This is a genomic window from Mesorhizobium sp. P2_C4, from assembly GCF_056404575.1.
The window spans coordinates 1,260,343-1,274,440 of sequence record NZ_JBFUDT010000001.1 but is presented as its reverse complement, the minus strand read 5'-3'; the positions used below and the strand labels follow the sequence as shown (position 1 = coordinate 1,274,440).

General features: G+C 60.1%; 13 protein-coding genes and 1 pseudogene. 6 read left to right on the top strand and 8 right to left on the bottom strand.

Translation table 11 applies throughout. The features are described 5' to 3' along the window. The 8 genes from AC1DX6_RS06060 to AC1DX6_RS06025 form a co-directional block, all read right to left on the bottom strand. Complete coding sequence (locus AC1DX6_RS06060) at positions 1-1,218, bottom strand: NAD(P)/FAD-dependent oxidoreductase (RefSeq protein ID WP_477311797.1); 1,218 nt, start codon at positions 1,216-1,218, stop codon at positions 1-3. Positions 1,219-1,365: 147 nt separating this feature from the next. Next, positions 1,366-1,719: a cupin domain-containing protein gene (locus AC1DX6_RS06055; protein WP_477311796.1), complete on the bottom strand. Its 354-nt coding sequence runs from the start codon at positions 1,717-1,719 to the stop codon at positions 1,366-1,368. A gap of 11 nt (positions 1,720-1,730) precedes the next feature. Continuing rightward, a complete protein-coding gene (locus AC1DX6_RS06050) occupies positions 1,731-2,423 on the bottom strand; it encodes an ABC transporter permease (RefSeq protein WP_477311795.1) in 693 nt (230 codons plus the stop codon). A gap of 1 nt (position 2,424) precedes the next feature. Next, positions 2,425-3,135, bottom strand: a complete 711-nt coding sequence (locus tag AC1DX6_RS06045) for an ABC transporter permease subunit (protein ID WP_477311794.1) — start codon at positions 3,133-3,135, stop codon at positions 2,425-2,427. A gap of 59 nt (positions 3,136-3,194) precedes the next feature. Beyond that, positions 3,195-4,013 (bottom strand): transporter substrate-binding domain-containing protein, encoded by an 819-nt coding sequence (locus AC1DX6_RS06040; protein ID WP_477311793.1) that lies wholly within the window; start codon positions 4,011-4,013, stop codon positions 3,195-3,197. A 44-nt stretch (positions 4,014-4,057) separates the two neighbouring features. Then, positions 4,058-4,858, bottom strand: a complete 801-nt coding sequence (locus AC1DX6_RS06035; RefSeq protein WP_477311792.1) for an amino acid ABC transporter ATP-binding protein — start codon at positions 4,856-4,858, stop codon at positions 4,058-4,060. Between the two features lies 1 nt (position 4,859). Further along, positions 4,860-6,260, bottom strand: a complete 1,401-nt coding sequence (locus tag AC1DX6_RS06030; RefSeq protein ID WP_477311791.1) for an aminotransferase — start codon at positions 6,258-6,260, stop codon at positions 4,860-4,862. 12 nt (positions 6,261-6,272) lie between these two features. Next, positions 6,273-7,760 (bottom strand): NAD-dependent succinate-semialdehyde dehydrogenase, encoded by a 1,488-nt coding sequence (locus tag AC1DX6_RS06025; RefSeq protein WP_477311790.1) that lies wholly within the window; start codon positions 7,758-7,760, stop codon positions 6,273-6,275. Between the two features lie 133 nt (positions 7,761-7,893). Here AC1DX6_RS06025 and AC1DX6_RS06020 point away from each other — a divergent pair, with 133 nt between their 5' ends. The 6 genes and pseudogenes from AC1DX6_RS06020 to AC1DX6_RS05995 all read left to right on the top strand — a co-directional run bounded on the left by AC1DX6_RS06020 (position 7,894) and on the right by AC1DX6_RS05995 (position 14,079). Continuing rightward, on the top strand, positions 7,894-8,370 hold the full coding sequence (locus AC1DX6_RS06020; protein WP_477311789.1) for an Lrp/AsnC family transcriptional regulator: 477 nt from the start codon (positions 7,894-7,896) through the stop codon (positions 8,368-8,370). 672 nt (positions 8,371-9,042) lie between these two features. Next, positions 9,043-9,468: pseudogene (locus AC1DX6_RS06015) on the top strand (VOC family protein); the annotation flags it as partial. A 99-nt stretch (positions 9,469-9,567) separates the two neighbouring features. Then, positions 9,568-10,443 carry a fumarylacetoacetate hydrolase family protein gene (locus AC1DX6_RS06010; RefSeq protein WP_477311788.1) on the top strand — a complete coding sequence of 292 codons (876 nt, stop codon included), beginning with the start codon at positions 9,568-9,570 and terminating at the stop codon, positions 10,441-10,443. After that, positions 10,440-11,240: a 2-oxo-hept-4-ene-1,7-dioate hydratase gene (hpaH, locus tag AC1DX6_RS06005; RefSeq protein WP_477311787.1), complete on the top strand. Its 801-nt coding sequence runs from the start codon at positions 10,440-10,442 to the stop codon at positions 11,238-11,240. Before AC1DX6_RS06010 ends, hpaH begins: the two co-directional genes overlap by 4 nt. A gap of 362 nt (positions 11,241-11,602) precedes the next feature. After that, the gene (locus tag AC1DX6_RS06000; protein ID WP_477311786.1) at positions 11,603-12,568 is read left to right on the top strand and encodes a helix-turn-helix domain-containing protein; all 966 of its coding nucleotides are present in this window, start codon (positions 11,603-11,605) and stop codon (positions 12,566-12,568) included. Positions 12,569-12,672: 104 nt separating this feature from the next. After that, entirely contained in the window at positions 12,673-14,079 is a 1,407-nt protein-coding gene (locus AC1DX6_RS05995) for an aldehyde dehydrogenase family protein (RefSeq protein WP_477311785.1), read from the top strand. Positions 14,080-14,098 lie beyond the last annotated feature (19 nt).

Sequence of the window (14,098 nt, the reverse complement as noted above, 5' to 3'; positions counted from 1 at the left end):
TCACGCATCCTTGCGACGGCGCAGCGTCTTCCGGTCATGGCGCTCATACATCCAGTACACAAGCGGAATGAACCATGGACGGCCGCGGTAAAACGGTACGGCCTTGGGAGCCTGATCGAAGTCGAAAGCCGAGCGCGGCTGCTCGGCGTCTTCGAGGATCTTGAGCGCCGCCTTCTTGCCAAGCCACCGCGCCCACACGATGCCGGAACCGCAATAGCCAGTCGCGTAAATTGTGTTGCCGCGCGAAAAGATACGCGGGATCATATCCCGGTGCATGGCGACATTCCCAAACCAGCTGTGCGTGATGCCGATAGTGTCCAGTTCCGGGAAAAGTCTGGCGAGTTCCGTCCGCAGATTGACAGTCGGCGTGAGCGGATCGCCTGCGGTCGTGCCGTCGCGTCCGCCAAACAGGATACGAGACCCGTCGGGCGACGGCCGGTAGTAGTAGCTCAGCTTGCGCATGTCGCCGTACATCATGCGGGTGGGCATCAGCCGGTCCATGACCTGCTTGTCTAGCGGTTCTGTGGCTATGATCCGGCTGCGAACCGGCACCAAGCGGCGGCGTAGCCATGGATCGAACCCGTCGGTGTATCCGTCGGTGCATACAAGGAGTTTCTTCGCCAGGACGTCGCCGCGCTCGGTGGTGACCCGCACGCCAGCGGCATCGCCGGTCGAACCCAGGACCGCGGTGTTCTCGTGCAGAATGGCGTCGGTCTCGCGCGCGACGCGGATCATGCCGGCGAGCAGTTTCGCGGGCTGAAGACCGCCGATGTCCATACGGACCATGCCACCGACATAGAGGTCGGTTCCGATATGGTTGCGGACGTCCGATCCTTTGACGTCGAAGGCTTCGATGCCAAGGCTGTCGCGAAGAAACTCTGCATGACGGCCGAGCTCTTCTGTCTCGTCGACGGTCATCGCGCCCTCGAACAACCCGGAAAGCATGAAGTCGGCGTCAATACCCTCGGCGTCGAGAAACCGCCAAAGATCCTGCCGCGCGATCTGGCCTTCCAGGAGGATGCCGTTCGCCCTATCCAAACCGAAGCGACAGATCAGTTCCTTGCGGCTAGGCCTGATGCTACCGCTTGCCATGCCACCGTTACGGCTGGAAGCCGCCTGGCCGAGCGACTGGCGATCGAAAAGCTGAACGTGCTTGCCTGCCCGCGCCAACTCGATTGCGGCGGAGATACCCGTATAACCGCCGCCGACGATCGCCACGTCGCAGCTCCGATCGAGTTCGCGCCTAGGCAAAGGCGGAAAGGCACAATCGTCCCACCAGTATGGCGTCGATTTGATCGTTGTGGAAAGCGTCTGTGTCATGAACCGGTACTGCTGCTGGGTTGCAAAGAAAAGCTCGGGAGCCGACTAGTCGCGACTAACCCAGAGCTTGCGCGTGGTTTCGATGACCTTCCAGACGCCGGTGAACCCCGGATGCATGACAAAGGCGTCGCCGGCCGTGATGCGACGTGGCTCCTTCCCGTCCTCGGTCAGCTCGGAGACTCCTGACAGGATAACGCAGACCTCGAAAGTGTTGCCTTTGATCGAGCGATAGGCTCCCGGGGTCGCCTCCCATACGCCGGATTGGACCACTCCGTCGGCGGTCTGTGCCAGGTCCCAGCTCAGGAAGCGCGGATCGCCTTCGATCAGCCTGTCTGGAGCAGGCTTGCCTTCGCGGGGTTTGGGCAGGTTGTTCTGGTCGATGAAAGTGAGGTTGGACATGGTCTTTCCTTTCAGGACTGGTTCAAGCCGGGGATGGCTAACCGGCGTTCAAGAAGTTTCATCGCCATCAGCGCAATGACGCTGATCACGAGGTAGAAGGCGGCGGTTATGACGAAGATATCCATCACTGCGAACGTCTCGCTCATCAGCCGCTTGGCGTAGCCGGTGACCTCCAGGACCGTGATCGCGGAAGCCAGGCTCGATTCCTTGACAATAATGGCCACCTCGGAGCTGTAGGCGGGAAGTGCCTGTCGCAGCGCCAGCGGGAACTTGATACGAAGGAAAATGTGCCATGGTTTCATACCGCAAGCTTGGGCGGCTTCGATCAGCCCCTTGGGAAGCGAGTTGAAGGCTGAGCGGAAGGTCTCGGCGGTGTAAGCGCCCGAGTTCAGTACGACGGCCAGGATGGCTGCATGGAGCCCATCGCCAATCATCCACCACAGAACCGGGTTGTGCCGGATGAAACTTACCTGGGCCAGGCCGTAGTAGATCACGAAGATCTGCACCAGCATTGGCGTTCCGCGAAATATCGCGCAATAGGCGTCGCAAAAACCGTGAAGCACCCGGTTTTTCGATCCGCGTGCAAGTCCGACCAGGACTCCTAGCGGCAGACCAAGAACGATGCCGAAGACTGCGATGAGAAGCGTGATCTTGACGCCCTCGAGCAGAAACGGGAACGCATACGCCATGATGCCCAAATCCATGTCACATCCCTCCGAAGCCGCGGTTGAGCACCCGTTCGATCCTCGAGAATGCGGTTTGGCTGGCGAGCGTCATGGCGAAGAACAAGGCTGCGGCAATGCAGTAGAAGAACAGCGGCGACCGCGTAATGCCGGCGGCGATTGCAGCGGTCCGCATCAATTCCTGCAGGCCAACGACCGAGATCAGCGACGTATCCTTGATCGTCATCTGCCACACATTGTTGATGCCGCCGAGCGCGAGCCGCAAAGCGAGCGGGAAGGTGATGCGAAAGAATGTCACCATTGGCGGAAGCGCCAAGGACCGGGCAGCTTCCAGCATCCCCACGGGCACGGCCTGTAGAGCGCCGCGGATGACCTCGATTGAGTAGGCACACGAGATCGAGGCAATCGCTATGACGCCGACGATCATCGGATAGGCATTCTCTGCAGCCTGCTCATAGCCGAACGTCCCCGCGACGGTTCTCACCCAGCCCAAGGAGCCGTAGAACAGCAGGTAGATCACCAGCAGTCCCGGAATGCCGCGGATCAAGATGCTGTAGGCGTCCACCATCTGTGAGACGACCAGGACCTTCCGCCAGCGCAGGACGGCCAGTGGCGTCGCCACCGCGAAACCAAGCAGCATGCCGAGCAGCCCGATCGCAATTGTCACTGCGCTGCCGCGCAGGAGAGCCAGCGCCCAGCCATGCTCCACCATCAGAACCCAGAAATCCTGCATAGACTCCTCCCATCCGCCTGCCTTGGGCGACACCAAGGCAGGCCACTACTATCGAAGGATCACTGCTTGCAGGGAATGGTGTAGTCGTCCTGGAACCACTGCATGGACGCTTTCTTGACCGTGCCGTCGTTGATCATCTTGCACAGGGCCACGTCGATCTTCGTCTTGAGATCGGTGTTGCCTTTGCGCATCCCGACGCCCATGCCTCGGCCGAGGACTTCCGGATCATCCATGGAAATGATCCTGACATCGATTTTCGCGAAGTTTGCGCCGTCCGGCGTTGCCAGGAAGTCGACCCAGGTCGGTGAATCTCCGAAAGCCACGTCGATGCGACCGCTAGCGAGGTCGGCAGTCAACTGGGTGACAGCATCGTAGGTTTTCAGGTCGACCCCCGTCATCCGCTTCTCTATGAACCTGGCGTAGGTCGTGCCTGTGGCGACACCGACAGTCTTGCCGGGGATCGCATTCTTGATTTCATCAAGGGTTTTCAGGCCGGCCAGCGGCGAATCCTTTGCGACCACGAAGTACAGCGGCGTCGTCGCATAGGGGATCGAATAGTCGATCTTCTTTTCCCGCTCGGCTGTGATGCCAAGACCTGAGATGATGACGTCAAATCGGTCGCTGTCCATTGACGGCACAAGCGAACTGAACGTCTGGACGACGAACTTACACTGGACCTTCAGTTCGGCGCAGATGCCATTGGCGATGTCGGCGTCGAAGCCTGTGACGTTGCCGCTCGGGTCGGCCATGCTGAACTTCGGTGCATCGCCTTCGGTGCCGATTCGCAAAACACCTTCCTCGGCCGAGGCCATGGTCGCCGTCGCGGCGACGAGCAGCCCGGACGCGAATGCGGACTTGATTAGCTTGCTGATGTTCATCTCAGTTCCCCTTGTTTGGTTCTTGATTGTCCCAGTGCCTGCCTTCAGGCATTGGCCGGCATAACGCTCGAAAGAAACCGCTTCACCGCTTCGCTCGCGGGGTTTCGAAACAGTTCATCCGGCGTGTCATCCTGCTCGAGGCGGCCCTTTTGCAGGAATAACATTCGGTTCGACAGTTCCCTTGCGAACCGCATTTCGTGCGTCACGAGGAGGATTGTCGCACCTTCCTCCGCGAGTTTGCGTATGATCTTCAAGACCTCTCCGACCAGTTCCGGATCGAGCGCGGAGGTCGGTTCATCGCACAGCATCAATTTCGGGCGCATCGCCAAGACGCGCGCGAAAGCGACACGCTGTTGCTGGCCGCCCGAAAGCTGTTGCGGGTAGCGGTCGCGGAAGGTTTCCATGCCGACCTTCGACAACGCCCACAGCGCAGTCTCTTCTGCCTCCTTCCGAGACTGGTTGAGCACGTAAACGAGCGCCTCGGTCACGTTGCCGAGAACGGTGCGATGCGGCCAGAGATTGAAGTTCTGGAATACCATTCCGACGTGGCGTCGAAGCCCTCTGACCGCGGCTGCGTTGGCAATCTTCGGCTCTCCGCGCGCTTCAGTGGTTACCGAGATGGCCTCTCCCATGAATTCAATCTGCCCTGAAGTCGGCGTTTCCAAAAAATTGGTGCAGCGAAGCGCGGTGCTTTTCCCGCACCCCGACGACCCGATAAGCGAGACGACCTCGCCCTGCCTTATGCTGAAGCTAACTCCGTCCAGCACCTTGGTGGAGCCGAATACCTTGGCGAGATCTTTGACCTTCAGGACTTCGCCGGCGCGTGAGATCTTGCGATGCAGCATGCTAACCGGCCACCGCGCCTTGCGCATCCATGTCTACGAGCACGCTATCTACAGCCGCCTTGGCAATGCCGACCATCTCATCGATCTCCGCCTCCGTCATGACCAGCGGGGGCGCAAACCCCAGAATGTCCCCATGCGGCATGGCGCGGGCAATGAGGCCTCGGTCGCGGGCTGCTTGCGAGATGCGTGCACCGACCTTCAGGCCCGGATCGAAACTGGCCTTTGTTCCGCGGTCGGCGACGAACTCCAAGGCTGCCAGCATGCCTATGCCCCGAACCTCGCCTACGATAGGATTCTGTGCGAATTCCGCCTTCAACCGGGCAAGAAGATAAGCACCTTTCCTGGCGGACTGACCGGCCAGATCCTCGCGTTCAACGATGTCGAGGACGGCGTTCGCCGCAGCAGCGCTGATGGGATGTCCAGAATAGGTATAGCCGTGCGAGAAGGCGCCGACGCGCGGCGTTGCCTCCTCCATGACCTCGTAGACTTTCTGTGACACGATAGACGCCGAAAGAGGCGCATAACCCGATGTCAGGCCCTTGGCGACGGTTACAAGGTCGGGCTCGATGCCGTAGAGGTCCGACCCGAACATGGCGCCGGTGCGCCCGAAGCCGCAGATCACCTCGTCGGCGATCAACAGGACATCGTATTTGCGAAGCACAGCCTGGATCTTCGGCCAGTACCCGATCGGCGGCGGCGTGATGCCGCCGGTGCCCAGCACCGGTTCGGCGATAAACGCGCCCACGGTATCGGGGCCTTCACTCAGGATGAGCGCCTCCAGTTCATCGGCGCGTCGCGCCGAAAAGTCCTCCTCGGTTTCTCCCGGATGCGCACCGCGATAGAAATGCGGCACGCCAGTGCGGAGAATGCCGGAGACCGGCAGATCCATGTGGTCGTGATAGAAACTCATTCCTGTCATCGAGCCGGAAACCACGGAACATCCATGATATCCGCGCTCGCGCGCGATTATCTTCTTCTTCCGCGTTTTGCCCCGAAGGTTATTGTAATACCAAACGATCTTCGCCTGGGTCTCATTCGCATCCGAGCCGGACAACCCGTAGAAGACTTTGGACATGTTGCCCGGTGCCATCCTGACCAGCCGGTCCGAAAGCCGCGCAAGTTCTTCCGTCGTGTGCGCCGCATAGGAATGATAGTAGGCGAGCTTGTAGGCCTGTCGCGCGATCGCCTCGGCAACCTCGGTACGGCCATAGCCGATGTTGACGCAGTAAAGGCCGGCAAAACCATCGATATATTCCCGGCCGGTGGCGTCTTGAATCCTGACGCCCTTTCCAGTCTCGACGATCGTCGGATCGACGTTGCCGGATGCATAATCCTTCAAATAGGTGAAGGGATGAAGCACCGTCCTGCGGTCCATCTCCGCGATTTCAGCAATATTTACCATCTTCGTTCGCCCTTACGCGGCCAAGCCGCCGAAGCAGACATATTTAAGTTCCATAAATTCCTGCAGCCCGTGGCGCGATCCTTCCCGCCCGAGCCCCGACTGCTTCCACCCGCCGAAGGGGATGGGCGCACCGGTAAACGACGCCGTGTTGATCCCGACCATGCCGTATTCGAGCGCATCCGAAAGGCGCATCGCGCGCTTCAGGTCCTGGGTATAGACATAGGCGGCCAGGCCCATCTCGCTGGCGTTGGCCGCGGTGCGGACGTCGTCCTCATCGACGAAGCGCAGGACGGGCGCGACCGGACCGAAAGTCTCTTCCGAGGTAATAAGCATGTCGTGGCGGACATCGACCAAAAGAGCGGGCGCGACGAAGTTTCCGGCCTCCGGTCCGGGGATCGAACCTGTCAGCAACCGGGCGCCTTTGCTGACCGCGTCTGCAATATGGACACGGCACTTCTCGACGATGCTCGTCTTCGTCATCGGCCCGATGTCGACCCCATGCTGGAAGCCGGAGCCCAGGCGCAGCGCTTCGATCCGAGTCTTCAGTCTTGCCACGAAGACATCGTGGATGCCTTCCTGGACATAGATCCGGTTGGCAGCAAGGCAGTCCTGGCCCGAGGTGGTGAATTTGGCGGCGACGCAGCCTTCCACCGCCTCGTCCAGGTCGGCATCGTCGAACACGATGAAGGGTGCGTGCCCGCCGAGTTCCATAGAAACCTTCTTGATCCTCGCCGCGGCCTTGGCGAGCAGAAGCCTGCCGACCTCGGTGGAACCCGTGAAGGAGAACGCACGCACGCGTGCATCGGCGAGCAGGCTGTCCGTCACACGTTCCGGGTCGCCGGTCACCACCTGGAAGACACCCCGTGGCACGCCTGCACGATGCGCTAGTTCCGCCAAGGCGAGTGCCGAGAGCGGCGTTTCAACGGCCGGCTTGACTATGACCGGGCAGCCCGCTGCAAGGGCGGCGGCTGCCTTCCGGGCGATCATGGCGCTCGGAAAATTCCACGGCGTGACCGCGGCGCTGACGCCGATCGGCTGCATGGAAACGAACAGGCGGCTCCCCGGCTTGTGCCCGGGTATCGTCTCGCCGTAGGCGCGCTCGCCTTCGGCGGCAAACCATTCGATAAAGCCGACGCCATAAATAATCTCGGCCTCGGCTTCGGCCAATGGCTTGCCCTGCTCGGCCGTCAGGATGATGGAAAGGTCATGGCTATGGCGTCTGATCAGCTCCGCCCACGACAAGAGTATTTTTCCGCGATCGCGTGCGAGCCTGTCGCGCCAACCGCCAAAGGCGGTATCGGCGGCATCGATCGCCCGATTGACGAGCGCCGCGTCACAATCTCCTACATGGGCTATGACATCGCCAGTCGCCGGATCGGTGACTGCGCTAACGCTGCCATACGCTTGCCATTCCCCATCGACATAGGACCCTTCACGCAGCAACGCCGTATCGCTGAGACCAGCGATGGCCTGCCGTGCCGTCATGATCGTGTTCAACATATCGGACCCGTGCCGTTGTTATTTCAACGAAGCCTAATGGAGCAGCTGCGCAGATTTTATGATGAAACGATTGCGTCGGCGCAGGATTCCTGTCTTATTTTGGCTCGATCAAAGAAATTATGCGGGAAGCCTTATGCGACTTGATCGATTAGACGCGCGTCTGATGAGCATCGTGCAGGCGCACAACCGCCACACGAGCGAAGAACTCGGTGAGATGGTCGGCCTTTCCGCCACTGCGGTGCAGAGGCGCGTCAAGCGCTTGCGAGACGAGGGCGTGATCGAGGCCGACATCTCCATCGTGAAGCCGAAGGCCATCGGCCGCCCAATCGCCATGCTGGTTTCGGTGTCCTTGGAACGCGAGCGGGTGGATATTGTAGACCGCTTCAAGCAGTCCATCCGCCAGACGCCGGAGGTGATGAACGGATACTATGTGACCGGGGATGCGGACTTCGTTCTAATCGTTACGGCCAAGAGCATGGAAGATTACGAGAGCTTTACCCGTAAATTCTTTTATGAGAACCCCGATATTAAGGGGTTCAAGACAATGGTGATCATGGACCGCGTCAAGGTCGGCTTTTCGGTTCCGATCGACCCCGATGACTTCTCATGACCTCTGATGAAGGGTGCTGTTTGGGTTGAGAAGAATCCTATGCCGTCACGGTTCTATTCCTACCCACTGCGGATGCCCAACCAGTGATCTGATCGTTACTGGACAGGACATCACGCGCAGGCGTTGCGATCTCCTGCAGCCTTTTAGGCGCGCTCACCTTTTTGCTGATACCGTTCTTGCGGTCAGATCCTGCAATCCTGACAGCATTTGCGATAATCGGAGCGGCGACATTTGCCCTCTACACCTGCGCCCTGACCATTTTGGGCGAGCGCTTCAGCGGTGGCATGCTGGTTGCTGGCACTGCCAGCTTCTCACTCGCTTATTCAGTCGGATCAGCTTCTTGAATCAATTTAGGCGAACTGCTTCGTAACCCACTGACAAATAACGATTATGTTAGTCGCTGAGGGACGCCGCCTTTTCAACAAGAACAAACAGTTAGCGGGTGGTTCGCCAAGCCATATCCTTCGTATGTTCTCAAATGGTCCGGCGAACCCGAGGACAATAGGGAGGGATGAACCTGTCGATCGGCTCGACACAGTGACAAGATGGTAAGTCCCAATGGCACCGTCTCGACAATGCAGCGCGCGAGTTCCGTGCGCAACAGTAATGAGGTCGGGGGCCAATCCCCCACTCCTACGGCTTGTATTAACATGTCAACAAAGTTCGGAAAACTGGGCGGCCTGGACGCACCGCAAGGGCGGCGTGCACGACATCGCCTTCACCAACGGCCTTGGCCCGCGCCTGCACCACGTCGCCTTCTGGGTGCCGACGCCGCTCAACATCATCGACCTGCTCGATTTGATGGCGACCACCGGCTGGCTGCCGAACATCGAACGCGGCCCCGGCCGGCACGGCATTTCCAACGCCTTCTTCCTGTATATCCGCGACCCCGACAATCATCGCATCGAGATCTACTGCTCGGACTACCAGACGGTCGATCCCGATCTCGAGCCGATCAAATGGGACCTCAAGGACCCGCAGCGCCAGACGCTGTGGGGCGCGCCGGCGCCCAAAAGCTGGTTCGAGGAAGGCAGCGTCTTTGCCGGCATCGACCCGCGCCAGCCCGATCTCTCGGCCTCGCCGATCATCGCGCCATAGTGGATTTCTGTTCGATGACCGCGTTCCTTCGCGCCCCCTCTGTCCTGCCGGACATCTCCCTTACTTGGGGGGAGATCGGCTATTCTCCGGAGTCTCAGCATGAGCGCGACACGGCTGGCCACCTTCACCATCGGCGGCAAGACACGCTACGGCGCGATCACCGGCAAGGGCGTCGTCGACCTGTCGTCCCGCCACGGTCAATGGCCGACTTTGCGCGAAGTCATCGAGGCCGGCGCCTTGCAGCATCTGGCGGAAGAAGCCGACGCCTTCGCGGCCGATTTTCCGCTCGACGCCATCGCCTACGAAATCCCGGTCCCCTCGCCCGAGAAGATCATCTGCGTCGGCGTCAACTTTCCCGACCGCAACGAGGAGTACAAGGACGGCCAGGCGGCACCCTCCAACCCGTCCCTATTCATCCGCTTCCCGCGCTCCTTCGTCGGCCATGGCGCGCCCATGGTGCGGCCACCCGAATCGCCGCAGCTCGACTATGAGGGCGAGATCGTCATCGTCATCGGCAAGGCCGGACGGCGGATCGCCGAGAAGGATGCGCTGGACCACATCGCAGCACTGTCGCTCTGCAACGAAGGCACGATCCGCGACTGGGTGCGCCACGCAAAATTCAACGTCACCCAGGGCAAGAATTTCGACCGCACCGGTTCGATCGGACCATGGCTGGTGCCGTTCACCGACGAGGCGCAGATCGCCGACATCGCGCTCACCACCCGCGTCAATGGCGAACTGCGCCAGCAGGACCGCACCAGCCGCATGATCTTTTCGTTCCGCAAGATCATCAACTACGTCTCGACCTTCACCACGCTTGTGCCCGGCGACATCATCGTCACCGGCACGCCGACTGGTGCCGGCGCCCGTTTCGACCCGCCGATCTGGCTGAAGCCCGGCGACATCATCGAGGTCGAGGCCGACGGCATCGGCCTGCTGCGCAATGGCGTCGTCGACGAAGGTACAGCACAATGACCCCCGACCAAGTCGAGGCCGCCGCCGCGCGGCTGTTCGAGGCCGAACGCGACCGCCGCCAGATCAGGTTGCTCAGTCTCGATTTTCCCGATGCAACGATGGACGACGCCTACCTGGTGCAGGCAGCGCTAGTGAAGCGGAAGGTCGCGTCCGGCCTGACGATCAAAGGCTGGAAGATCGGCCTGACCTCCAAGGCCATGCAATCGGCGCTTGCCATCGACATTCCCGATTCCGGCGTGCTGTTCGACGATATGTTCTTCGATGATGGCGGAACCGTTCCCGCCGGCCGCTTCATCCAGCCGCGCATCGAGGCCGAGATCGCCTTCGTCATCAAGGCGCCGCTCGCTGGCCCGGACCTGTCGATCGACGACGTGCTCGACGCCACCGACTACATCACCCCTGCCCTTGAAATCCTGGACACCCGCATCGAGCGGGCGAACAAGGAAACCGGTAAGGTCAGGACCTTTTTCGACACCATATCCGACAATGCCGCCAATGCCGGCATCGTCATCGGTGGCCGCGCAGCCGGGCCGCGCGAAGCCGATTTACGCTGGATCGGCGCCATCCTCTCGCGCAATGGCGAGGTCGAGGAGACCGGCCTTGGCGCCGGCGTGCTCGACCATCCGGCCAGGGGCATCGTCTGGCTGGCCAACCGGCTGCACCAATACGGCATGCAGATTTCGGCCGGACAGGTGGTTTTGTCAGGCTCCTTCGTGCGCCCGGTCGAAGCGCGCCACGGCGACAGCATAGTCGCCGATTTCGGTCAATACGGGACGATAAGCATCGCCTTCGCCTAATGGTCTTTGGTGCGCGAGCAACTGACCCGGTGTACTGCGGTGTTCGAATTGATCAGGTTTCGATCGTATGCCCGGCTTGTCACCACGGAGTGATCGCAGCTTTGCCCGCTGCGGGCGCGACATCGTCATGACCACGGCAATGGCAAGGTACTTGCCGGTCGGCTGGTGGGACCGATATCAGGAGGCTGCTGTTTCCGTTCGCGCCACTACGCCATCCCATCAGTCTCAAGCAGACCAGCTTCCAACCCTTGCCACGCAAAAAAACGAGTTGACAAAAGCGAATATGAGGAATCGCTTAACATAGAAACTATCTTGTTTTGCCAATAGACAAGAAAGCTCGACGGTCTTTGGGAGGAGACGCCATGCAGCACATGCAGCACCTAGCGGAATTCGGCGGGATGACCGCCACGCAATGGCCTATACATTCCCTGGAGGAGTGGACTGCGGAACTGAAATCGATCTGCGGAAATTTCAACACACAACGGGCCGAGCACACCCTCGTAACCGGCAATGCCACCATACTGGATGCAGGCGGGCTCGACCTGGCGCAGGTGGCGAACGATCTCGACGTGATCCGCCGTGACGTCGCCGATATCAGGATCGACTATAGCGAAAATCTCTTCCTGCTGCTGCAACTCGAAGGGACTTGCGGTATCGAACAGAACGGCAGGCAATCGTTCATTGCCCCGGGCGACTGCATTCTCGTCGATAGCTCCAGCCCGTCGATCTTCCATTTCGGCGGCCGTTTTTCCAACCACCTCTCGGTGCATCTGCCGCGCCAGCTGATCTTGGCCGACAAGTCCACACGGGTCGAAGTTTCGCGCAGGATCGAAGCAGAGGACCCGATGTCGGCGATGCTGCGAGCGGTCGTTGCCAAGCTTCTGAAAACAGACGCAAGCGACAAGCGAGCACCGCATTTACGCGAGCTCCTTTTCAGCGCGACACGCCAGGCTTTCGCGACCGACAGTGAGATGGATGAACCTGTGGTATCGGACAGTTCCGGCGGCAGGTTGGAAGTCGTGCAGATACTCATCGACAGGTATCTCACCGACGAGCATCTGACGCCGCAGTGGCTTGCCGACAAGGTTGGCATTTCGCTGCGGACGCTACAGGAGGACTTCAACGCGCTTGGCACCACGGCGACATCGCTCATACGAATGCGGCGCCTGCATCTCGCTCACGAACAACTGGCTCGGATGAAGAACAACACCAAGGCGACCACGATCGCCGAGGTCGCCTATTCCGCCGGTTTCAACGATATCTCATATTTCAACCGCTGCTTCCGAAAGGCTTTCGACTGCTCGCCGAAGGATGTTCTTCAGCAGTGATAGCGCTGCGCTTTTGTCCTATTCGGGCCGCGTCCGAATCCAAGACAGAAATGGCAGCTTCGATTTGAATGCTCCTCACAGATTGCTTTGGGAGGAGCTCGCATATGAAGCGCTACACGCTGTTCATCGGCGGCAAGCCGGTGGAAACCGCACGCCACGCCGATATCCTTAATCCTTCAACCGGAGAAGTTGTCGGCGCAATGCCGCTGGCCACGGTTGGGGACCTCGACGCAGCTGTTACCGCGGCAGCGGCTGCGTTCGAAAGGTGGCAGTTGAAATCGAGTTCGGAGCTTGCCGACGCCTGCCGCGCCATTGCCGCCAAGATAGAAGAAAATTCGGAAGATCTTGCGCGCCTGTTGACGCTCGAACAGGGAAAGCCGCTCAATGGTCTCGGCTCTCGCTTCGAGATCGGTGGTGCTGTCGCGTGGACCCGCCACACGGCGGAAATCGAGCTGCCCGTCGAAGTCCTGCAGGATACGCCTGAAGGTCGGGTAGAGTTACATCGCAAGCCCATCGGCGTCGTCGGCTCGATCACACCATGGAACTGGCCGGTGATGATTGCCTGCTGGCACATCATTCCCGCAATCCGCGCCGGTAACACCGTTATCATCAAGCCGTCCCCCCAGACGCCATTGTCGACCATTCGCCTTGTTGAGCTGATGAATGAGGTACTGCCGGCGGGCGTCGTCAACGTCGTCACCGGCGAGAACGAGATTGGCGCGGCCATGTCCGCCCATCCAGGCATCGCCAAGCTGACCTTCACCGGCTCCGCCTCCACTGGCAAGAAGGTCATGGCCAATGCCGTCGATACGCTGAAGCGGCTCACGCTGGAACTAGGCGGCAACGACGCCGGCATCGTACTCCCCGACGCCGATCCCCAGGAAATCGCCGAGGGGCTGTTCTGGGGCGCCTTCATCAACAACGGCCAGACCTGCGCCTGCCTCAAGCGGCTCTATGTCCATGACAGCCTGTATGACGCCGTTTGCGAAAGTCTCGTCGCCTATGCAGCCAAAATCCCGGTTGGCGACGGTCTGCTGGAGCAATCAATCCTTGGTCCCGTACAGAACCGTATTCAACTCGACATCGTCGCTTCTTATGTCGAGGATGCACGCGCCAAGGGCGGCCGTGTTCTGATCGGCGGAAAAAGCAACGGTGGGGTCGGCCACTTCTATCCGATCACGATCGTTGCCGATGTCGACCATGGCTGCAAACTCGTCGATCGCGAGCAGTTTGGCCCTGCCCTGCCAATCATCCGCTACACCGACCTCGCTGATGTGATCGCAAAGGCGAACGACAATCCGGCAGGCCTCGGCGGCTCGGTCTGGGGCCGGGATACAGCAAAAGCCAAACAGGTGGCCGGCCAACTCGAATGCGGCACCGTGTGGATCAACAAACATGGAGCAATCCAGCCAAATGCGCCCTTTGGTGGGGTGAAGCAGTCAGGGATAGGAGTTGAATTTGGCGTCGACGGGCTCAAGGAATTCACCACCATTCAGACGATCTTTTGCTGACACCAACGCTGTCGCAAGC

What these genes read in the sequence shown, in the direction of transcription:
- AC1DX6_RS06030 (WP_477311791.1), bottom strand. Translation starts at nt 6,260, where the DNA reads ATGGTAAATATTGCTGAAATCGCGGAGATGGACCGCAGGACGGTGCTT.
- AC1DX6_RS06025 (WP_477311790.1), bottom strand. Translation starts at nt 7,760, where the DNA reads ATGTTGAACACGATCATGACGGCACGGCAGGCCATCGCTGGTCTCAGC.
- AC1DX6_RS06035 (WP_477311792.1), bottom strand. Translation starts at nt 4,858, where the DNA reads ATGCTGCATCGCAAGATCTCACGCGCCGGCGAAGTCCTGAAGGTCAAA.
- AC1DX6_RS06045 (WP_477311794.1), bottom strand. Translation starts at nt 3,135, where the DNA reads ATGCAGGATTTCTGGGTTCTGATGGTGGAGCATGGCTGGGCGCTGGCT.
- AC1DX6_RS06000 (WP_477311786.1), top strand. Translation starts at nt 11,603, where the DNA reads ATGCAGCACATGCAGCACCTAGCGGAATTCGGCGGGATGACCGCCACG.
- AC1DX6_RS05995 (WP_477311785.1), top strand. Translation starts at nt 12,673, where the DNA reads ATGAAGCGCTACACGCTGTTCATCGGCGGCAAGCCGGTGGAAACCGCA.
- AC1DX6_RS06020 (WP_477311789.1), top strand. Translation starts at nt 7,894, where the DNA reads ATGCGACTTGATCGATTAGACGCGCGTCTGATGAGCATCGTGCAGGCG.
- AC1DX6_RS06055 (WP_477311796.1), bottom strand. Translation starts at nt 1,719, where the DNA reads ATGTCCAACCTCACTTTCATCGACCAGAACAACCTGCCCAAACCCCGC.
- hpaH (WP_477311787.1), top strand. Translation starts at nt 10,440, where the DNA reads ATGACCCCCGACCAAGTCGAGGCCGCCGCCGCGCGGCTGTTCGAGGCC.
- AC1DX6_RS06040 (WP_477311793.1), bottom strand. Translation starts at nt 4,013, where the DNA reads ATGAACATCAGCAAGCTAATCAAGTCCGCATTCGCGTCCGGGCTGCTC.
- AC1DX6_RS06010 (WP_477311788.1), top strand. Translation starts at nt 9,568, where the DNA reads ATGAGCGCGACACGGCTGGCCACCTTCACCATCGGCGGCAAGACACGC.
- AC1DX6_RS06050 (WP_477311795.1), bottom strand. Translation starts at nt 2,423, where the DNA reads ATGGATTTGGGCATCATGGCGTATGCGTTCCCGTTTCTGCTCGAGGGC.